Below are 19,211 nucleotides of genomic sequence, written 5' to 3'. Positions count from 1 at the left end.
CCCTCATCCGGCGCTCCGCGCCACCTTCTCCCCTGAGGGGAGAAGGGAACGGTGCCCACCTCCGACGATGACCAAGCGGAACACGTAACTCATGGCCTTTCTGCTCCGCCGAGTGGTGTTCTACCTTGCGGCCTTCATCGCCGCGGCCACCATCAACTTCTTCCTGCCGCGCCTGATGCCGGGCGACCCGATCCAGAAGATGTTCGCCGGCGCCGGCTCCGACCTGTCGCTGGAAAATCTCAACGCGCTGAAGCTCACCTTCGGCTTCATCGATGCGCCGATCGGCGAGCAGTATCTCGCCTACCTCAAGAGCGTCTTTACCGGCGATCTCGGCCGCTCCGTCCGCTTCTTCCCGCTGCCGGTCACCGAACTGCTCGGCCGCGCCCTGATCTGGACTGTCGGCCTTGTCGGCACCGCCACCCTCATCGGCTTCACCATCGGCACGCTGCTCGGCGTCATGGCCGCCTGGCGCCGCGGCACCCGCTTCGACACCGTCATCTCGCTGCTCTCGATCTTTTCGAGTTCGGTGCCGGCCGTGGTGGTTTCGCTGATTACCCTGTTTGCCTTCGGCTACACGCTGGGCTGGTTCCCCAACGGCTATGCCGCCGATCCGATGCTCGATCCCGCCTGGGGCTGGGATTACATTTCGAGCGTGCTCTACCACGGCACCCTGCCGATGCTGACCATGGTGATCGTCTTGACCGGTGGCTTCGCCGTGACCATGCGCAACAACATGATCAACCTGCTCGGCGAGGACTACATCGTCATGGGCCGCGCCAAGGGGCTCTCCGACCGCGGCGTCATGCTGTGGTACGCGGCGCGCAATGCGCTGCTCCCCACCGTCTCGGCCCTCGCCATCTCCTTGGGCGCCGTGCTCGGCGGCTCGCTGGTGACCGAGGTGGTGTTCAACTACCCCGGCATGGGCAACACGCTCTACCAGGCCATCCTCGCCCGCGACTATCCGGTAATCCAGGGCGCGCTGCTGATCATGACCGCGGCCATGCTGACCGCCAATTTCGTCGTCGATCTGAGCTACGTGCTGCTCGACCCACGCCTGAAGCGGGCCTGACCGATGACCCTTCTCACCCAACTGCTGCGCAACAAGAAGGCCATGGTCGGGGTCACCATCCTCGCCATCGTCATTCTCGTCGCGATTTTCGCCCCGCTGCTCACCGAATACAGCCCGACCCAGCGTGTCGGCCGGCCGCACCAGGCGCCGTCGGCCGACCACCTGCTCGGTACCACGCGTCTGGGCCATGACGTCTTCACCCGGCTGCTCTATGGCGCCCGCATCTCACTCGCCGTCGGCTTCGGCGCCGGGCTGCTGATCACGCTGATCGGCACCGTGCTCGGCATCATTGCCGGCTACAAGGGCGGCGTGGTCGACGAGGTCATCACCTTCTTGACCAACATGGTGCTGGTCATCCCCAACCTGCCGCTGCTCCTGGTGCTGGCCGCCTTTATCGGCCAGGCGAGCCCCCTGGTCATCGCCGTCATCCTCGGCTTCACCTCCTGGGCCTGGGGGGTGCGCGTTACCCGCTCCGAAACCCTGTCGATCCGCCAGCGCGATTTCGTCAAATCCGCCGAGATGCTGGGCGAGCCCGGCTGGCGCATCATGAGCTTCGAGATCTTCCCCAACCTGATCTCCATCGTCGGCATCAACTTCATCGGCAGCGTGCTGTTCGCCGTCATCACCGAGGCGACGCTCGAGTTCCTCGGGCTGGGCGACCCCAACACCGTCTCCTGGGGCATCATGCTCTACAACGCGCAGAATGCCTCGGCTCTGTCGGTCGGCGCCTGGTGGGATATCCTCACCCCCTGCTTCGCCCTGGCGGTGCTCGGCCTCGGTCTCGCGCTGATCAACTTCGCCATCGACGAGATCGCCAACCCGCGGCTCAGGACCGGCGGCATGCTGGCGCGCTGGACCGGGCTGATCCGCCGTGGGGAGGGCACGCTGTGAGCGATCCTGTCCTCTCCATCCGCAACCTCTCGATCGATTACATCGGCGCCACCAGCGATTTCCATGCGGTCAAGAATGTCAGCTTCGACATCGGCAAGGGTGAGTTCTTCGGCCTTGCCGGCGAGAGCGGCTGCGGCAAGAGCACCATCGCCTTCGCCATCAGTCGCCTGCATCGCCCGCCGGCGCTGATCCGTTCCGGCAGCCGGATCCTGCTCGACGGGCGCGACGTGCTCACCCTCGACGATCAGGCCCTCAAGCAGATGCGCTGGCGCGAAGTGGCCATGGTGTTCCAGAGCGCCATGAACTCGCTGAACCCGGTGCTATCTATCGAACGCCAGTTCTACGACGTGCTGAAGACCCATACCGGCATGTCGCGCACGGAGGCCCGCGCCCGCGCCGCGGAGCTGCTGAAGCTCGTCGACATTCCCGCCGACCGGCTCACCGCCTATCCGCACCAGCTTTCGGGCGGCATGCGGCAGCGCGTCGTGATCGCCATCTGCCTCGCGCTCAACCCGAAACTCCTGATCATGGACGAGCCGACCACGGCGCTCGACGTGGTGGTGCAGCGCGAAATCCTCGAGCGCATCCACAAGCTGCGCCAGGAACTCGGCTTCTCGGTGCTGTTCATCACCCACGACCTGGCGCTGATGGTGCAGGTGTCGGACCGCATCGGCATCATGCTGGAAGGCGAGCTGGTCGAGGTCAACGACGCGCAGGCGATCTACCGCACCCCGCAACACGACTACACGCGAAAGCTCTGGGCCTCGATCCCGCGCCTCACCGGCAAGCCGATCGCCGAGGGCGCCACCCAATGACCGATACCGCCCCCATCCTCGCCCTCGACAATGTGTCGAAGGTGTTCCACCGCGGCGGCAGCACCGTCCACGCGGCGCGCGCCGTCTCCTTCGCGCTCCACCCCGGCCGCACCCTGGCGCTGGTCGGCGAATCCGGCTCGGGCAAGACCACTGCCGCCCGGCTGATCATGCGCGAGTACCGCCCCGACCAGGGCCGGCTGCTGTTCCGCGGCGTGGCCGTAGAAGGCAGCGCGGTGCGCGACATGCGCGCCTATCGCAGCGCCGTGCAGATGGTGTTCCAGGACCCGTTCTCGTCGCTCAACCCGGTGCACACGATCCGCTATCACCTGGAGCGGCCGATGCGGCTGCACCAGCCCGATCTCAAGGGCGCGGCGCGCGAGGCGGCAATCGCCGAGGTGCTGAGCCGGGTGAAGCTCGACCCGGCGCTGATCCTGCCGAAATACCCGCACGAGCTATCGGGCGGCCAGCGCCAGCGCATCAGCATCGCCCGGGCGCTCGCGGTGAACCCCGAAGTGATCATCGCGGACGAGCCCACCTCGATGCTCGACGTCTCGGTCCGGCTGGGCATCCTGAACCTCCTCAACGACATGAAGCGGCAGCTGAAGCTCGCGGTGCTCTACATCACCCACGACATCGCCACCGCCCGCTATGTCGCCGAGGACATCATGGTGATGTATGCCGGCCAGATCGTCGAATGGGGCGACACCGAAAGCGTGCTCGGCAACCCGCAGCACCCCTATACGCGGCTCTTGCTCTCCGCCGTCCCCGACCCCGACCGCCGCTTCACCGAAACCCGCTTCGACGACGAACTCGGTCGCATCGACGTGATCCGCCGCCAGTCGGCGCTGGAGCAATCGGAAGTACGCGAGATCGGGCCGAATCACTTCATTCGGCCGATGCCGGCGTAGGGCTGCTGGATCTGCTGATCGCGAGTCTGCCCACTGTTTGACCCACCCACCGGATGTCATCCCTGCGAAAGCAGGGACCCATCTATCCGCTGGTGCAGGCTGTGAATTGGGTCCCTGCTTTCGCAGGGATGACATCGAGTAGGTGGCGGAATCGGCGGATCGCTCCAGGGAAGCCAGCTCAAATCCGCCGATACCCAGTCGGCTCGCCGCCGCCAAGGCGGCTGGTCCGCTCCACGACCTCGGCCAGCGGCTCGATCGCCACCGCCATGTGGAAGGAGTTGGCGTGGATGATCTCGGTCGGGCTGGTCAGCATCGCCACATGACCGCGCCAGAACATCAGGTCACCGCGTCGCAAAGCGCTGGCCTCGACCGGCTCACCCATCGCCGCCTGCTGGTCGCTGTCGCGTGGGCAGGCGATGCCGGCCGCGTAGAGCGCCTGCTGCACCAGCCCCGAGCAGTCGAGCCCCAGGCTCTCCCGTCCGCCCCACTGGTAGGGCGTGCCGACGAACTGCGCGGCAATCGCCACATAGTCTGGCGCATCCTCACCGACCGGCGCCAGGTGTTGTTCGACGATCCATCCACCTGCTGTCTTGATGAACCTTCCCTCGCGACCCTCTTCGGCCACCGGCGCATTCATCGAATAGAGCCCAACCGGCGCCGCCTTGATGCTCGGCGCGCTGAAGCCATAGGTCCGGAGCGCGCGCACGGTATGTGTCGGTTTGGCGCCCGGCACCCCCAGCGCCGCCGCCGCGACATAGCCGACATAGCCATCCCTATGCGCCTGCCCGAAGGCCCAGCCATCGGCCTCGTCCAGCACCTCGAACAGCTCCCCGAACAGCAATTGATCGAGCTGCTCGGCATCGGCGGACGGAGCACGGCGCAAGGCCGCCGCCGGAACCTGCGCCTGACGCAATGTAGTGTCGAGATAGCGATCCGCAGGGATGGTCCCCTCTAGCGAGCGCGCAGCGATCCCGTCACGGGCCAAGGTAAGGCGTGGATCGAGCAAATCAGTATCCTCGGATCGGATGGAGACCGAAGGCTAGCCCGGCCATCGCCGCCTGTCACCGTCCTGCTCCCCTCCCTCAATCCCTCCCCTTTTGAAGGGAGGAGAGCGACGGCTGAAAGGTCGCTGCAAGTACTCTATCGCCCCAGCGCCGCCTGCTCCGAGGTGATGCGATCCATCAGCGGATCGAGCTCCATGTTCACCGGGGCATTGGATGCCAGCCGCTGCTTCAGGAAGCCGATCGACTCCTCCAGCACCTCGTCGAGATCTTCCGAGCATTGGAAATCGCCGGCGACCCGCTTCACCTTGGAGTTGTCGAACAGCGCCGACCAGGTCTTGTCGCCGATCAGCGGCCCTTCCCAGGCCTTGTTGTAGGCGACCAGCGTGTCCGACGGCACATGCACGATGGTCGGGGTCAGCCCGACGCCGCGACCGATCGCTTTGTAGATATCGTCCCAACTGTAGCCGCGGTCGGATGTGATGTGAAAGATCTCGCTCAGCGCCGCGTCCTTGCCGAACAGGTTGACGAACGGCACCGCGAAATCCTTCGACCGGGTCAGCGTCCATGGCGAGGTGCCGTCGCCGGCGACGATCACGGGCTTCCCCTGCTGCATGCGGCGGATGACGATATCGCCCTCGCCCATCATCGTCGGCAGCCCGGTACGCACCGTGTGGCTTGGCCGGACGATGGTCCACGGCAGGTTCCTGGCCCCGGCCAACAGCTGCTCACACGCGATCTTGGCCTGGCTGTAGCCCCAGTAGGGGTTCACCGCCGGCGTCTTCTCGGTGATGATGTAGTGCCGCGCCGGCTTCTCGTAGACCGAGGCCGACGAGATGAAGATGTACTGTTTGGTGTTGCCCGCAAAGGTCGCGATGTCCTCGGCCATCTGCTCGGGCGTGAAGACCATAAACTGCGCCACCACGTCGAAATGCATGCTGCCCAGCTTCCGGTAGGAGGCCGGATCCTTCATGTCGCCGACGATCGAGGTGACCCCCGCCGGCAGCGCCGCGTCACGCTGGCCGCGGTTGAACACGCTGACCTTGTGGCCTTGCTTGACCGCATACTCGACGCAAGGCAGCGAAATCTGCCCGGTGCCTCCAACGAACAGGACGTTGAGAGCCATGGTAATCCTCCCTGGAGCGCTGCCGGTGAAAGTTGCTGAGTTTTTCCGGTTCGACAGCGCGACAAAACACTAAGTGCTGATGAGCGTACCTCATCACCTGGGCAGGGATATTTCAACCGTCAGCGCCCACCCTTTTCGTAGGGCTGTCCCAAAGCCGCCGGCGCGCCGCTGCGCGTAGCCGAGGCCGCCAGCACCACGATGGTCAGCACATAAGGCAGCATGATCAGGAACTGCAGCGGCAGGCCGATCGGCAAGAGCTGCGCCCGGAGCTGCAGCGCCTCCGCTGCGCCGAACAGCAGTGCCGCAACCATCACCCCGAATGGATGCCGACGCCCGAGGATCAGGATGGCGAGCGCGATATAGCCGCGCCCTGCCGTCATGTTGTCGAGGAACACGCCCGTCGCGCTGATCGACAGGAACGCCCCGCCGAGGCCGGCCAGCGCCCCGCTGATCGCCACCGCGGCATAGCGGATCGCTACGGGATCGAGCCCCAGCGTCTCGGCCGCTTCCGGATGCTCGCCGACCGCCTTGATCGAAAGCCCGATGGTCGAGCGTTGCATCACCAGCCAGCCGCCGACGACGAGCGCCAATGACAGGTAGGTCAGCGGGTCGTGCTGGAACAGGAGCGGCCCGAGGATCGGGATCTCGCCCAACGGCCCGAGATCGATCGGCCCGAACGGCGTGATCCGCGGCGAGGCGGTGCCGGAGCCGAAGGCGAGTCGGAAGAAATATGCCGAGACCCCGAGCATCAGCAGGTTGAAGGCGATCCCCACCACCACCTGGTTGGATTTGAGCGTCACGGCATAGAAGGCGAGCCCCAGCCCGGCAACGGCGCCGATCAGCACCGCGACACCGGCGCCTAACCAAAGGTTGCCGCTCCAGTGCACGGTGATGAAGCCGGTGAAACAACCGATCAGCATCATGCCCTCGAGGCCGATATTCAGCACCCCGGACTTTTCGGCGAACATACCGCCCAGCGCCGCGAGAAGGATCGGGATCGACAGCCGGACACTTGCAGCGATGAACCCGGAGAGCACAGGATCGCTCAGAAACTCCATGGCTCAGCTCCCGCTCGCCGCGCGCCGGCGGAAGAACCGCGGTAGTGCGTTCTGGCCGATCAGCAACAGCACCACCAGCGCCTGGATCACCGTGGTCAGGGCGCTCGGCACCCCCGCCGCCGATTCCATGGTGGTCGAGCCGATCTGCAGGGCGGCGAAAAGCACTGCAGCCGCCAGGACGCCCAATGGATTGGTCTGGCCGAGCAACGCCACGATGATTGCGGTGTAGCCGAACCCCGGCGACAGGTTCTCGATCATCCGCCGCTGCACCCCGGCCACCTCCGAAAAACCGGCGAGGCCAGCCAGCGCACCGCAGACCAGGAAGCCCGTCCACAGCGCCGCCTTGACGTTCATGCCGGTGTTTTCCGCGGCCCGCGCATTGTGCCCCACGGCCCGTAAGCGGAACCCCGCTACCGAACGCCACAGGAACACCTGCGCGACGATCGCCACGATGACCACCAGCAGCAGCCCGGCATGGAGCCGCGTGCCCTCGAGCAGCATCGGCAACCGCGCCTCGGTGGCCAGCCGCGCGGTGCGCGCCAGGGGCGAGCCCGGGTCCTGCAGCGGCCCATGCAGCAGATAGCCGACGAAATAGATGGCAATGTAGTTGAGCATGATGGTGGTGATCAGCTCATCGGCCCGGAACTTCAGCTTCAGCACACCCGCGATGGCCGACCAGGCGGCGCCGGCAAGAGCGGCCGCAACACCCATGGCCGGCAGCACCAGCCATTGCGGCTGGCCGCCGAGCTGCAACCCGACCCAGGCGGCGGCGACGCCGCCGATGAACAGCTGCCCCTCGGCCCCGACATTGAACACCCCGGCGCGAAAGGCCAGTGCGATGCCGATGCCGCAGAACGCCAGCGGCACAGTGCGGATCGCCGTCTCTGCCAAGCCATTGGTACTGCCGAGCGACGCCTCGAACAGGCTGAGATAAGCGAGCACCGGATCGCGCCCGATCGCCGCGATCAGCAGCGCCCCCATCGCGAAGGCCGCGAGCACACAGAAGACGCCCGACAGCACCGAGCGCGGCAGCAGCCAGCGCCGCGCGAGGCCTACCGCGGCCTCCGATGCGCTCTCGCTCATGCCCCCCTCCCGGCCATCAGCAGCCCCAGCTTCTCGACACTGAAATCAGCCCGCGCCACCACCCCGCTCACCTGGCCCTTGAACAGCACGACGATGCGGTCGGCCAGCGCCAGCACCTCGTCGAGCTCGGTGGAGATCAGCAGCACCGCGGCTCCTGCCGCCCGCCGCCTCAGCAACTGGTTCTGCAGGAACGCCGTCGCCCCGATATCGAGGCCGCGCGTCGGCTGCACCGCCACCACCAGCCGCGGGTCGCGGCTCAGGGCGCGACCCAGCACCACCTTCTGCTGGTTGCCACCCGAGAGCGAGCCGATCGGCTGCTCGGTGCTCCCGAGTCGCACATCGTAATCCGCCACCAGCTGTGCCGCGAAGGCGCGGGTTTCGCTCAACCGTCTGAGCCCCCAGCGCGCAAAGCGCGGCCGCCCCGCTTCCTCGGCCACCGCATTGTCGGTGACCGACAGCTTTTCGAAGATCGCCGTGCGATGCCGGTCCTCGGGGATATGCGCCAGCCCCGCCGCGATCCGCTCCGCCACCGGACGGTGCGTCATCTCGACCCCGTCGATCAGCACCCGCCCGCTATCGGGCCGCTGCAACCCGACGATCGCCTCGGCCAGCTGCTGCTGGCCATTGCCATCGACCCCCGCCACCGCGACGATCTCGCCGGCGCCGACCGAGAGGCTCACCCCCTCGAGCCGCCGCACCCCGCGCCCATCGGTCAACCCCAGCCGGTCGACCTCCAGCAGCGGCCGTCCGGGCGTTGGCATGCCCTCGAGCTGCGGCAGCGTCACCTCGCCGCCCACCATCATGCGGGCGATCGCGCGCGGCTCGGTTGCGGCCGTGCGCAGCGTTCCCGCCACCTTGCCGCGCCTCAGCACAGTGATCCGGTCGGTCAACGCCATCACTTCGTTGAGCTTGTGCGAGATGAAGACGATTGCCGTCCCGGCCGCCGCCAGTGCCCGCAGCACCGGGAACAAGGCCGCCGCTTCCTGCGGTGTCAGCACGGCGGTCGGCTCGTCCAGCACCAGGATTCTGGCGCCCCGATAGAGCGCCTTGACGATCTCTACCCGTTGCTGGCTCGCCACCGACAATTCGCCGGCCAGTGCCCGCCCATTCACTGCCAGCCCGTAGCGCGCGCCCAGCGCATCGATCTCGTCGGCCAGTTGCTCGAGCCGCGGAAACCAGGTCCGCACTTCCTTCAAACCGAGCGCGATGTTCTCGGCAACGCTGAGGGTCGGCACCAGCATGAAATGCTGGTGCACCATGCCGATGCCCAGCCGGCGCGCTTCCAGCGGGCCGTCGATGGTCACTGGCCGTCCGCCGATCTCGATCGAGCCTGCCTGCGGCTGGATCAGCCCGGCCAGCGCCCGCATCAGCGTGGTCTTGCCGGCGCCGTTCTCGCCGAGCAGCGCATGGATTTCTCCCGGCTGCACGGCGAAACTCACATCGTCATTGGCCACCACCGCGCCGAAGGCGACGCGGATGTTCCGCATCGCCACCGCGGCAGCGGCTTCGTCCGGTTGCGGCACGTCCGCTTACTGCACTTCGCTGGTATCGAGCGGCACTTCGAACGTACCGGCCTTGATCGCCGCGATCTTGTCGTTCACCGCCTTGAGTACCGCCGGGTCGACATTCTTGTCGAGGCCGTGGAAGTCGGCGAGCCCGACCGAGTTGGCGGCAACGCCATACGACCAGTTCTCGCTCTTCCAGGTGCCGTCGATCACTGCCTGGCCGACGGCCGTCACCAGCGGGCCGAGATCCCAGGTGACACTGGTCAGCACCGCCTCGGGCCCGAGATGGTTCTGGTCGGTCATGGCGCCCAGCGCGAACACCTTCTTGGCGATGGCGGCATCGATCACCCCGACGCCCTGCGCGCTCAAGACGTCGGCACCCTGCTCCACCTGCGCGATGGCGGCTTCCTTGGCCTTGGGCGGATCGAACCACGAGCCGATGAAGGTGTGCAGCACCTTGATCTCGGGCTTCACTTCCTTGGCGCCAGCCTCATAGGCGTGGAGGTTCGCCAGCATATTGGGCGCCGGCATGCCGCCGACCCAGCCGACCGACCCGGTCTTCGACGTCCCGGCTGCCAGCATGCCGGCGAGATAGGCGCCCTGGTAGTCTGGGTTGGAATAGGTCCCGAGGTTCGGCGCCAGTTCTGCCGCCGTGCCGGCCATGAAGGTGGTGTCGGGGAAATCCTCGGCAGCGTTGAGCGCCGCATCGCCGAACGAGAAGCTATGCGCAAAGATCAGCCCGTAGCCGCGCTCGGCGAAATCGCGCAGCAGCCGCTCCGCGTCGGCGTCGGTGACGTTCTCGACATAGGCGACTTCGGCGCCGAGCGCCTTGCCGGCGGCCTCGAGCCCGTTATAGCCCACCGAGTTCCAGTCGTTGTCGGTGATCGGGCCGGGCAGGATCATCGCGATCTTCAGATCGGCGGCCAGCACCGGCGTACTCAGCGCCGTGGTCGCAACGAGCAGCAGCGCCGCCTGCGCGAAGCGCCGGCGTGAGAGTGTCATCAAGGATGTCATTTGTTCTTCTCCTGTGTCACGCACTGCGCGGGAACCATGGAGCCCGCCAGCCCGCCGTCCCCGCATTCGGGGTCGCAGCGCGAGAAGCGGATGGTAATGCTGCTAACGTTGTCGTCAATCGTCACAAAGGCGTGTCTGCGGCAGGCGGGCTGTGCGTTGAGCGCATGGCGTTCGGCGGGATGAGCAGTTCAACCCTCACGCGCCGGGTCATCCCCGCGAAAGCGGGGAACTCTGTTTGCGATGGTACGGGTGGCACCAAAACGGAGGTTCCCGCTTTCGCGGGAATGACTCCGTGGGCAACCAGACCAACATTGCTAGTCCCGCTTCACCTTGCGGATCGCCCCGGCCTGCGGGTCGTAGCCGCGCGCCGCCAGCAGAAACGCCACCGCGGCACATCCGGCCACTACGCCGAGCGAGGTGAGATTGGGCTGCCCGTACATGGCGAAGCGGATCAGTTCCACCGCATGGGTGAACGGGTTCACCACGCTCAGCCAGTAGACGATTTCCGCTCCGGATTCGCGCAACTTCCACAGCGGGTAGAGCGCGGAGGAGAGGAAGAACATCGGGAACACCACGAAGTTCATCATGCCGGCAAAGTTCTCGATCTGCGGCGTGTAGACCGAGACGAGCAGCCCGATCGAGCCCAGCATCAGCCCGGCCAGGATGATCGCCGGAATGGCGGTGAGGTAACCGAAATCCGGCACCCCATAGCCAACCAGCCTGGCGACGATCAGAAACGCGTAGGCCTGCAGCAGCGCCAGGATCGTCGCGCCGGTGATCTTGGCGAACAGGAGGAAGCCGCGCGGCAGCGGCGTTACCAGCATCACCCGCATCACCCCGGCCTCGCGATCATACACCATCGACAGCGCCGACTGCATGCACTGGAACAGGATGACGATGCCCACCAGCCCGGGCAGGATGTATTCCTGGTAGGGCGTATAGGTCTGGTACGGCGGGACGATCGAAACGCCGAGCAGGTCATGCAGCCCCGTCGCGAAGACGATGAGCCACAGCGCCGGGCGCACCAGCGCCGAGAGCAGCCGTTCGGTCTGGCGCAGGAACTTGGCGATCTCCCGCCAGGTGATGGCGTAGACCCCGAGCCACAGGTGCTGCACGCTTACTGACACTTGTGCTCCGGCTCGTCGGTGCCGAGAGTATCGAGCACGTTGGTCTGGTGCAGGAAGCCTTCGAGCGGCGCCTCGGCGATGACCGCGTTGTGCGTTGCGAGCACGATCGGGAACCGCATCTGGCCGTCCCACGGGCGAAAGTTGAGCTGCACGCCCTTGGCCCCGTCGATCTTCAGCCGGTTGCCGCGGATATAGTCGGCGGTCTTCTGGTAGTCGCCGCTGCGCGCCTTGGCATAGGCGGTGACGACGGCCTTGGCGGCGATCCAGCTCGACCAGTCCTGCCCGGTCATTCGGCGCCCATCGGTCAGCTTCTCGAACCGCGAGGTGACCTGGGTCGAGCCGTCCCGATCCCAGCTCCACTGCCACTCCGACGCCACCAGGCCGGTCGAGCCCACCACCAACCGCGGCAGCTGCGTGTCGTACGGCAGGTAACGCGAGAACTCGCCCTGGTGGTCGGCGACGAACACCACGTCGTAGTCGGCATTGCCGGTGATCAGCAGCGAGTTGTTCTTCTCGCGGTTCGCAGGATCAGTGGCGAGGGTGAACTCGCGCTCGTCGACGATATTGAAGCGCTGCCGCTCGGCCGAGGCGCGGAACGCCGCCGCCATCGCCTTGTCGCGCGGCTCCGACCCCACCAGCATCAGCACCTTGGTCCAGTTGCGGGTGCGCAGGAGCTGCACCATCGCATCGGACAGCATGCGATCCGATGCGGCAGTGTGGAGCAGGTTCGGGTAGCAGCGCTGGCGCAGGTAATCTTCCGGCGCCGTGGCATTGAGCAGCGTCACCGGCCACTCGCGCGTTTGCCCGGCCACCTGGTCGACCAGTTCGGCCGGCAGGTCGAGGATGACGAACTGCTCGCCCGCCTTCACCATCTGGTCGAGCTTCGCCACCAATGATGCCGCATCGGTTGCCTCCTGGTGATCCAGCCCCACCTGCTGGTCCACCGCATCCGACACCACCTTCATCTCTTCGACGCCCATCGTCGCCCCATCGACGGGGTTGCCGCCGGGCGCGATCTCGATGCGGGTATAGACGAGGTCTGGGTGGTAGCGCGGATCGTCCTTGAGCCCCAGATAGCCGATCTTGATCTCGGCAGAAAATGCGGCGCCGCTGAGGAGCAGCGACGCCGCCAGGGGGAGGAGACTGGAAAGCAGTCTGGGTGTGAACCGGCGGCGCCCCCGCGTCCCCTCTCCCTGGGGGGAGAGGGTCAGGGTGAGGGGGCCTTGCCCCAAGCGTGGTGCGGAGGAAGGCCCCCTCACCCGGCGCTGCGCGCCGACCTCTCCCCCAAAGGGAGAGGTGACGCTCGTGGCGACGTCCTGCGCACTAGTCATCGATCACCACCGAATGCGGTACGCGTCCCACCGGCACCGACTGGATCGGCTTCATCGAGGCCATGTCGATCACCGTGATGTCGTCCGACAAGCCGTTCGCCACATAGGCCCGCGTCTCGTCGCTCGAGAGATCCACCGACCAGGCGCGTTTGCCCACCAGCACATATTGCAGCACGTCGTGCGTCGTGCCGTCGATGATGACGATGTGGTTAGCGCGCCCGAGGCTGAGCAGGATCTTCGACCCATCCCGCGTCACCGCCATCCCCACCGGGGTCACGTCTTCCTCGCGGAAGCCGGGCGGCACGAAGATCAGGCTATCGCCTTTGATCTCGTTGGTCGCCGTATCGATGACGTAGATTTCCGAGGAGAGCTCGCAGCTCACCCACAGCTCGGTTCCATCGGGCGTCAGGATGAAGCGGCGCGGCCGGGTACCGACGAGGATGTTCTTGGTCACCGCGCCGGTGGTGGTATCGACCACATGCACCATGTCGGCGACTTCCGAGGTGACATAGGCGGTCTTGCCGTCCGGCATCACCAGCACGCCTTCCGGCTCGGCGCCAGTCGGGATGTCCTGGATCGACACCCGGGTTTCCATGTCGATGGCCTCGAGCCGGGAATCCTCCTCGTTCGAGACGTAGATCACCTTCTCGTCCGGCGAGAAGGCGAACACCTCCGGCGAAGGCCCGGTCGGGATCGAGTCCACCACTTCGAGGCTCGCCACGTCGATCACGTCGATCGCATCATCGTCGCCGCAGGCGACGTAGAGCAAATCCTTGGCCGCATTGAAGTGCATGTCGCGCGGCCGCCGCGAGGTGGCGATGCGCTTGACCACCGCCAGCGACCGGTCGAGCACCACCACCTCATTGCCCTTTTCGGTCGAGACGAAGATCATCCCCGTGCCCTTGGCAACGGCGCGCGGTACCGCGCTCGCCGCCACCAGCGCCGCCGCCGTCGCGACGAATGTGCGTCGGGTGAACCTCATTTGACGATGAACTTCCCCTTGAGCCCGCGGTTCTCGTAGCCCGGCACGTAGATTTCATACTCGCCGGGACGGATCGGCACGAAGGAAATGTTGAACGTGCCGGCATCGTCGAACTCAACCGAGTAGAGCCCGTAGCTCTTCACCTCGAGATCGTTGACGACGATCTGGTTGATCCACGAGTTGCGGAACAGCTCCGGCGCCACCACGGCGATTTCCTCGTTACCGTCGGACGTGATGTCGAGCTGGTAATACTTGCCGGTTTCGAGCTCCCACACCTCCTGGCTGAACTTGAGGTCGACCGTGTTGATCTCGAGCGTCAGGTCGATGCCATTGGCGGCGAGGTTGCCTTCGGCGTGCGCCGCGCCGGCGAGCATCAGGGCGGCAGTTGCAGCGGCGAAAATCGTCTTCATTCTGGTGGCCCCCATAGGCAGTTTCGATTGGCATTATCGCAATTTACAATCTGCTGTCCTGCCGCACGCCAGCAACCCGCCAGCCGCAATACATGATATAGCCAAGCCCAATGATCCCGGGTGCTAGCGCTGCACCCACCACTTGAATTCACGCGTTCCGCGGGAGGAACCATGCGCAACATTCTTCAGGCCGTTCTGCTGGGATTGACCCTGGCGTTCGGCGTCGTCTCCGGTGCCTTCGCCCAGCATGGCGAGCCGGAAAAACTGTCGCTGGGCGTGCAGGCCACCGGCACGGTGAAATGGGAGCTGGCCGCCATGCAGGCGCTCGAGCTCGACAAGAAGCATCACCTCAAGCTCGACATCCGCGACGTCGCCGATTCGAAGGCCGGGCAGATCGCGCTGCAGGCCAAGCAAGTCGACGTCATCCTGTCCGATTTCGTCTGGGTTTCGATCCAGCGTCACCAGGGCAACATGGTCACCATGGTGCCGCACTCGCTGACCGTCGGCGGACTGGTGGTCGATCCGGCCGCTGGCATCGCCACCGTCGCGGATCTGAAAGGCAAGACCCTCGCCGTCTCCGGCAGCCCGGTCGACAAGAGCTACGTCGTGCTCGCCGCTTATTACAACAAGCTGACCGGCGGCAACCTCACCGAGGATGCCGAGGCCAAGTTCGGCGCCCCGCCGCTGGTCAACGAACTGATTACCGGCGGCCAGGCCCAGGCGGCGCTCAATCTGTGGAACTGGAACTCGCGCGCCAAGCTGGCAGGCAAGACCGAACTGATCTCGGTCGCTGCCATGCTCGCCGATCTCGGCGTCTCGGAAACCCCGCCGCTGCTCGGCTGGGCCTTTTTCGACCAGACCGGCCGTGAGAAGAAAGCCGCCATCAAGGGCTTCCTCGATGCCAGCTTCGAGACCAAGAACGCCCTGCTCACCGACGATGCGCTGTGGGACAAGATCCGCGGCGTGATGAATGTCGGCGACGACGACGCACTGTTCGCCCAGCTGCGCGACGATTATCGTGCCGGCATCGTCACCAAGTACGCCGCCTCCAACATGCAGCCGGCCGAGCAATCCTTCGCCGTAATGGCCAAGTTCGGCGGACCCGACGTGGTGGGTGACTCGACCGAACTGGCCGACGGCACGTTCTGGAAAGGCTACCGCAAATAGCCGTTGAACTGCGCGACGGCCGGGCCTCGGCCGTAACCACTCAAGCACAGCCGCAGCGCGCGACGAGGCGAGGCATTCCCCTTGAGCTCGTCGGCGTTCTGCTGCTGCTCGCCGCCTGGCAGATCCTTGCCATGCTGTTCCCGTCACGGCTGTTCCCTACCCCCACCGAGGTCGGCGCCCATGTCTGGACGCTCGCCACCACGGGCAAGCTCCTCCCCGATCTGGGCAAGACCCTGACCCGCGCCGTCATCGCCTTCATCGTCGCCATGGCGCTCGGTACCGCCATCGGCATCGGGCTCGGTCGTTCGCGCCTTGCCGACCGGCTGTTCTCTGCCTGGGTAGTGGTCGGCCTCAATGTGCCGGCCATCGTCATCGCCATCGTGCTCTACATCTGGCTGGGGCTCACCGAGTTCGCGCTGGTCCTCGCCGTGGTGCTGAACAAGCTGCCGCTGGTCATCGCCACCATCCGCGAAGGCGTGCGCAGTTTCGATCCGGCCTATGACGATCTCGGCCGCGCCTTCCGCATGCCGTACCTGCGCCAGTTGCGGCTGATCTCCGTGCCGCAGCTGATGCCGTTCGTCCTCGCTGCCGCCCGTACCGGGCTGAGCCTGATCTGGAAGATCGTCCTCGTCTTCGAGGTGCTCGGCTCCGATGGCGGCGTCGGCTTCCGCATCTCGGTGTTCTTCCAGTTCTTCGATATCAAGGGCATCTTCGCCTACACCACTGCCTTCATCCTCGTGGTCTTCGTCTTCGAGTACCTGATCCTTCGCCCGCTCGAACACCGGGTGCTGAAATGGCGGCAGCCGCGATGAGTGGTCCCCGTCTCGATATCGCCGTCGACGGCAAGCGTTTCGACTTCCTGCCCGAGCCCTTGCTCGAGCGCTTCGAGCTCGTGGTCGAGCCCTCCTCGGTGGTGGCGCTGGTCGGCCCGTCCGGCGTCGGCAAATCCACCTTGCTGCGCATGGTCGGCGGCATCGATACGCTGTTCGCGGGTACCGTACATGTCGACGGCATGCCGGCGGCTGCCGCCCCGCCGGCCGGCTTCGTGTTCCAGGATGCACGACTCCTTCCCTGGCTGACCGCGCTCGACAATATCCGCGCCGTGCGAGCTGAAACCACTGCGGCCGAAGCCGCCGAGATGCTGCACCGCGTCGGGCTCAGCGGTTTCGAGCACTACTTCCCGCACGAGCTGTCGGGCGGCATGCAGCGCCGTGTCGCGCTGGCCCGCGCCTTCTCGGTCAATCCGCGCCTGCTGCTGCTCGACGAGCCCTTCGTCTCCCTCGACCGCACCCTGGTACGCGAGATGGAGGAGGTGCTGTTCGTGCTGATCGCGTCGAACCGCCCTACCGTGCTGCTGGTCACTCACCTGCCCGAGGATGCCGCGATGCTGGCCGACCGCGCTATCGTGCTCGCCGGCCGCCCCGCCCGCATTGCCGCCGACTACCGCTTCGACATCCCGCGCGGTCAACGCAGCCGCGAGCAACGCGAGGCCATCGCCAACGAGATCGCCGCCTCGGTCAGCACCAGGGAGCCCGCCGCGTGACCGACCCCGTCCTCGCCCTGACCGATGTCAGAAAGTCCTATGGCAACAACGAGGCGCTGAAGGGCGTCTCGCTCGACATTGCGGCCGGCGAGATCGTCGGCCTGCTCGGTCCCAACGGCGCCGGCAAATCCACCCTGTTCCAGATCTGCTCGGGCCTGTTCTCCCCGGATGGCGGCACGGTCAGGCTGTTCGGCTTGGGTTACAAGGATAAGGCGTCTGAAATCCTCAAGCGCTTGGGCGTGGTGTTTCAGTCGCGCTCGCTCGATCTCGACATGAGCGTGCGCGCCAACCTCAGATTCCACGGCAACCTGTTCGGCCTTTCCGGCAAGCTGCTCAACCAGCGGATCGACACCGCCGCAGCGTTCTTCGACGTCACCGAGCTGATCGACAAGCCGGTCCGCACCCTGTCGGGCGGCAACCAGCGCCGCATCGAGATCGTCCGCGCCACGCTCAACATGCCATCGCTGCTGCTGATGGACGAACCCTCGGTCGGCCTCGATCCCACCACCCGTAAACTGCTCGGCCAGCACATAGGCGGCCTCCGCGACACCCACCAGACCTCGATCCTCTGGGCCACCCACCTCGTCGAAGAAGTCGAGCACGCCGACCGCATCGCCCTGATCGTCGGCGGCAGGATCATTCGCATGGGCACCCCGGCGGAGATCATCGCCGCCGCGGGGACCGAGACACTGGGTGAGGCCTATATCGCGCTGACGGGGGTGAAGCCGGTGGCGGCGACTTCAGTGGACTAGCACCGCCCTCACCACCCACTCGGTGTCATCCCAGCGAAAGCTGGGACCCATCTATCCGCCTGCGCAAGAGGTGAATTGGGTCCCAGCTTTCGCTGGGATGACATCGAGTTTGGGATGGCAGCCGGTGGCCAGGCACAGGGCAGTGCGCGTCTGCCCACCCGCCTCAAGCCCCTACCGATAGTTCCGCGGGTCCGTCTTCCGGAACTCCCACGGTGCATCGATCTTGGCCCCCGGCTGGAACACCCCGAGCCCAGCCGCCTTGGCTTCCTCTTCCTGAGCCACGTAGTCCTCGCCCTGCTCGCCGAATGCCCGCGCCATGCCGAGCCGCACCAGTTCGGCGCCGATATCCTTGCCCGCCGAGATGCAGACGCCATAGCGCCGATTGAACTTGTCCGGTTCGCCCGGCTGCAGTGTGCAGCTCGCCTCGCCCGAGCCGATCAGCTCGCCCAGCGCCTGCCGCGCCGCGCCATAGCAATCCCAGAGGAGGTCGCCGACAAAGCACTTCTGCGGCCGCTCCGGTGCATCCACGGCCCACAGGATCACCCGCTGCTTGTCCACCATGATGATATCGGCATCGACCACCTTGGCCGCCCCGCTCACCACTTCCTGCGCCGCAGTGCCGGACACCGCCCAGATCAGCACCAGTGCAGCGAGGCTCAGTTTCATTCGCATCATTTGGCTCCCTGCACCCGCCCGTCGGGCAGGATGTTGCGTGTATAGGTCGCTTCGCCAAACTGCTCGAGCTTCAGCCGGGCCCGGGTGAAGCGGTTGTCGCTCAGGACCGCGCCGCTGAAATCGACATTGTCGAGCGCCGCACCGTAGAAGTCGGTCAGCGACACCTTGGCATCCTTGAAGCTTGCTCCGGGGGCGGTGGCCTGCAGGAAACCCGCGCTGGTGATGGTGGTGCCGTCGAACCTGGTGCGGCCCAGGCTCGCCTTTTCGAGATTGGTGCGTTCCAGCGACGCGCCGGTGAGGTCGGCATTGTTGAGCCGGACCTCCTTCATCACTGCCCAGTCGAGATCGGCCCCGCTCAGGTCGGCGCCGGTCAGTCGCGCATGCTGCATTCGCGTCGCCGTCAAATCGGCCTTGCCGAACTTGGCGCCCGACAGCTGCGCCTCATAGAACATCGCATCCTTGAAGTGCCCGCCGCTCAGGTCGGCGCGGCTCAGATCGGCGAGGTTGAAGTTGGCCCCCTCCGCCATGACCCCACTGAGCTTGGCGCCCTTGAGGGTGGCGCGGTGAAAGCTGGCATTGGTGAGGTTGGCGCCTGAAAGGTCGACGCCGGAGAGATCGAGCTTCTTGAAGCTCTCATTGGAGAGGTCACAACCGCGGCACTCCGTGCGGGAGCCGCTCCGCAGCTCGTCGGCCGGGCTGGCCAGGGCTGCGCCCGGCACCAGCACCAGCAACGCCAACAACCCCATGCGCATCG

General features: G+C 66.0%; 20 protein-coding genes. 8 read left to right on the top strand and 12 right to left on the bottom strand.

Features of this window, described 5'->3' with window-relative positions; genetic code table 11:
• The first annotated feature begins 91 nt into the window (after positions 1–91).
• The 4 genes from VGV07_RS08495 to VGV07_RS08480 are packed head-to-tail and all read left to right on the top strand — an operon-like array spanning position 92 to position 3,683.
• Positions 92–1,069, top strand: a complete 978-nt coding sequence (locus tag VGV07_RS08495) for an ABC transporter permease (RefSeq protein ID WP_326868266.1) — start codon at positions 92–94, stop codon at positions 1,067–1,069.
• 3 nt (positions 1,070–1,072) lie between these two features.
• On the top strand, positions 1,073–1,960 hold the full coding sequence (locus tag VGV07_RS08490) for an ABC transporter permease (RefSeq protein WP_326868265.1): 888 nt from the start codon (positions 1,073–1,075) through the stop codon (positions 1,958–1,960).
• The gene (locus VGV07_RS08485) at positions 1,957–2,775 is read left to right on the top strand and encodes an ABC transporter ATP-binding protein (RefSeq protein WP_326868264.1); all 819 of its coding nucleotides are present in this window, start codon (positions 1,957–1,959) and stop codon (positions 2,773–2,775) included. The genes VGV07_RS08490 and VGV07_RS08485 overlap by 4 nt, the downstream gene beginning before the upstream one ends.
• Positions 2,772–3,683 (top strand): ABC transporter ATP-binding protein, encoded by a 912-nt coding sequence (locus VGV07_RS08480; RefSeq protein ID WP_326868263.1) that lies wholly within the window; start codon positions 2,772–2,774, stop codon positions 3,681–3,683. Before VGV07_RS08485 ends, VGV07_RS08480 begins: the two co-directional genes overlap by 4 nt.
• A gap of 178 nt (positions 3,684–3,861) precedes the next feature.
• Here VGV07_RS08480 and VGV07_RS08475 read toward each other — a convergent pair whose 3' ends face one another.
• From VGV07_RS08475 to VGV07_RS08430, 10 genes are all read right to left on the bottom strand, one after another.
• Positions 3,862–4,689, bottom strand: coding sequence for a C40 family peptidase (locus tag VGV07_RS08475; RefSeq protein ID WP_326868262.1), 828 nt, complete (start codon positions 4,687–4,689; stop codon positions 3,862–3,864).
• A 134-nt stretch (positions 4,690–4,823) separates the two neighbouring features.
• Positions 4,824–5,810, bottom strand: coding sequence for an SDR family oxidoreductase (locus VGV07_RS08470; RefSeq protein WP_326868261.1), 987 nt, complete (start codon positions 5,808–5,810; stop codon positions 4,824–4,826).
• Positions 5,811–5,929: 119 nt separating this feature from the next.
• The gene (locus VGV07_RS08465) at positions 5,930–6,868 is read right to left on the bottom strand and encodes an ABC transporter permease (RefSeq protein WP_326868260.1); all 939 of its coding nucleotides are present in this window, start codon (positions 6,866–6,868) and stop codon (positions 5,930–5,932) included.
• 3 nt (positions 6,869–6,871) lie between these two features.
• Positions 6,872–7,951 carry an ABC transporter permease gene (locus tag VGV07_RS08460; protein WP_326868259.1) on the bottom strand — a complete coding sequence of 360 codons (1,080 nt, stop codon included), beginning with the start codon at positions 7,949–7,951 and terminating at the stop codon, positions 6,872–6,874.
• A complete protein-coding gene (locus VGV07_RS08455) occupies positions 7,948–9,474 on the bottom strand; it encodes an ABC transporter ATP-binding protein (RefSeq protein WP_326868258.1) in 1,527 nt (508 codons plus the stop codon). The genes VGV07_RS08460 and VGV07_RS08455 overlap by 4 nt, the downstream gene beginning before the upstream one ends.
• Positions 9,475–9,480: 6 nt before the next feature.
• Positions 9,481–10,470 carry a BMP family protein gene (locus tag VGV07_RS08450; protein ID WP_326868257.1) on the bottom strand — a complete coding sequence of 330 codons (990 nt, stop codon included), beginning with the start codon at positions 10,468–10,470 and terminating at the stop codon, positions 9,481–9,483.
• A gap of 314 nt (positions 10,471–10,784) precedes the next feature.
• On the bottom strand, positions 10,785–11,597 hold the full coding sequence (locus tag VGV07_RS08445) for an ABC transporter permease (RefSeq protein WP_326868256.1): 813 nt from the start codon (positions 11,595–11,597) through the stop codon (positions 10,785–10,787).
• Entirely contained in the window at positions 11,588–12,829 is a 1,242-nt protein-coding gene (locus tag VGV07_RS08440) for an amino acid ABC transporter substrate-binding protein (protein ID WP_326868255.1), read from the bottom strand. The genes VGV07_RS08445 and VGV07_RS08440 overlap by 10 nt, the downstream gene beginning before the upstream one ends.
• Before the next feature lie 91 nt (positions 12,830–12,920).
• The gene (locus VGV07_RS08435) at positions 12,921–13,910 is read right to left on the bottom strand and encodes a PQQ-dependent catabolism-associated beta-propeller protein (RefSeq protein ID WP_326868254.1); all 990 of its coding nucleotides are present in this window, start codon (positions 13,908–13,910) and stop codon (positions 12,921–12,923) included.
• Entirely contained in the window at positions 13,907–14,320 is a 414-nt protein-coding gene (locus VGV07_RS08430) for a hypothetical protein (RefSeq protein ID WP_326868253.1), read from the bottom strand. Before VGV07_RS08430 ends, VGV07_RS08435 begins: the two co-directional genes overlap by 4 nt.
• A 171-nt stretch (positions 14,321–14,491) precedes the next feature.
• Here VGV07_RS08430 and VGV07_RS08425 point away from each other — a divergent pair, with 171 nt between their 5' ends.
• The 4 genes from VGV07_RS08425 (at position 14,492) to VGV07_RS08410 (ending at position 17,782) form a co-directional block, all read left to right on the top strand.
• Positions 14,492–15,487, top strand: coding sequence for an ABC transporter substrate-binding protein (locus VGV07_RS08425; protein WP_326868252.1), 996 nt, complete (start codon positions 14,492–14,494; stop codon positions 15,485–15,487).
• Between the two features lie 131 nt (positions 15,488–15,618).
• Positions 15,619–16,299 carry an ABC transporter permease gene (locus VGV07_RS08420; protein ID WP_326868251.1) on the top strand — a complete coding sequence of 227 codons (681 nt, stop codon included), beginning with the start codon at positions 15,619–15,621 and terminating at the stop codon, positions 16,297–16,299.
• Positions 16,296–17,030 (top strand): ABC transporter ATP-binding protein, encoded by a 735-nt coding sequence (locus VGV07_RS08415; RefSeq protein WP_326868250.1) that lies wholly within the window; start codon positions 16,296–16,298, stop codon positions 17,028–17,030. The genes VGV07_RS08420 and VGV07_RS08415 overlap by 4 nt, the downstream gene beginning before the upstream one ends.
• Entirely contained in the window at positions 17,027–17,782 is a 756-nt protein-coding gene (locus tag VGV07_RS08410; protein ID WP_326868249.1) for an ATP-binding cassette domain-containing protein, read from the top strand. The genes VGV07_RS08415 and VGV07_RS08410 overlap by 4 nt, the downstream gene beginning before the upstream one ends.
• A 171-nt stretch (positions 17,783–17,953) precedes the next feature.
• Here VGV07_RS08410 and VGV07_RS08405 read toward each other — a convergent pair whose 3' ends face one another.
• Both VGV07_RS08405 and VGV07_RS08400 read right to left on the bottom strand, forming a co-directional pair.
• A complete protein-coding gene (locus VGV07_RS08405) occupies positions 17,954–18,454 on the bottom strand; it encodes a thermonuclease family protein (protein WP_326868248.1) in 501 nt (166 codons plus the stop codon).
• A complete protein-coding gene (locus VGV07_RS08400) occupies positions 18,454–19,209 on the bottom strand; it encodes a pentapeptide repeat-containing protein (RefSeq protein WP_326868247.1) in 756 nt (251 codons plus the stop codon). Before VGV07_RS08400 ends, VGV07_RS08405 begins: the two co-directional genes overlap by 1 nt.
• Positions 19,210–19,211 lie beyond the last annotated feature (2 nt).

It is taken from the genome of Devosia sp. (genome assembly GCF_035944845.1).
Lineage (GTDB): Bacteria > Pseudomonadota > Alphaproteobacteria > Rhizobiales > Devosiaceae > Devosia_A.
Note: the sequence above shows the minus strand (reverse complement) of the source record. Positions and strands in the feature narration are given on the sequence as shown.

Bases quoted from the DNA above. Each gene is read 5' to 3' on its own strand.
- VGV07_RS08415 (WP_326868250.1), top strand. From the start codon at position 16,296: ATGAGTGGTCCCCGTCTCGATATCGCCGTCGACGGCAAGCGTTTCGAC.
- VGV07_RS08400 (WP_326868247.1), bottom strand. From the start codon at position 19,209: ATGCGCATGGGGTTGTTGGCGTTGCTGGTGCTGGTGCCGGGCGCAGCC.
- VGV07_RS08435 (WP_326868254.1), bottom strand. From the start codon at position 13,910: ATGAGGTTCACCCGACGCACATTCGTCGCGACGGCGGCGGCGCTGGTG.
- VGV07_RS08480 (WP_326868263.1), top strand. From the start codon at position 2,772: ATGACCGATACCGCCCCCATCCTCGCCCTCGACAATGTGTCGAAGGTG.
- VGV07_RS08405 (WP_326868248.1), bottom strand. From the start codon at position 18,454: ATGCGAATGAAACTGAGCCTCGCTGCACTGGTGCTGATCTGGGCGGTG.
- VGV07_RS08465 (WP_326868260.1), bottom strand. From the start codon at position 6,868: ATGGAGTTTCTGAGCGATCCTGTGCTCTCCGGGTTCATCGCTGCAAGT.
- VGV07_RS08495 (WP_326868266.1), top strand. From the start codon at position 92: ATGGCCTTTCTGCTCCGCCGAGTGGTGTTCTACCTTGCGGCCTTCATC.
- VGV07_RS08490 (WP_326868265.1), top strand. From the start codon at position 1,073: ATGACCCTTCTCACCCAACTGCTGCGCAACAAGAAGGCCATGGTCGGG.
- VGV07_RS08420 (WP_326868251.1), top strand. From the start codon at position 15,619: ATGCTGTTCCCGTCACGGCTGTTCCCTACCCCCACCGAGGTCGGCGCC.
- VGV07_RS08460 (WP_326868259.1), bottom strand. From the start codon at position 7,951: ATGAGCGAGAGCGCATCGGAGGCCGCGGTAGGCCTCGCGCGGCGCTGG.
- VGV07_RS08430 (WP_326868253.1), bottom strand. From the start codon at position 14,320: ATGAAGACGATTTTCGCCGCTGCAACTGCCGCCCTGATGCTCGCCGGC.
- VGV07_RS08450 (WP_326868257.1), bottom strand. From the start codon at position 10,470: ATGACATCCTTGATGACACTCTCACGCCGGCGCTTCGCGCAGGCGGCG.
- VGV07_RS08470 (WP_326868261.1), bottom strand. From the start codon at position 5,810: ATGGCTCTCAACGTCCTGTTCGTTGGAGGCACCGGGCAGATTTCGCTG.
- VGV07_RS08425 (WP_326868252.1), top strand. From the start codon at position 14,492: ATGCGCAACATTCTTCAGGCCGTTCTGCTGGGATTGACCCTGGCGTTC.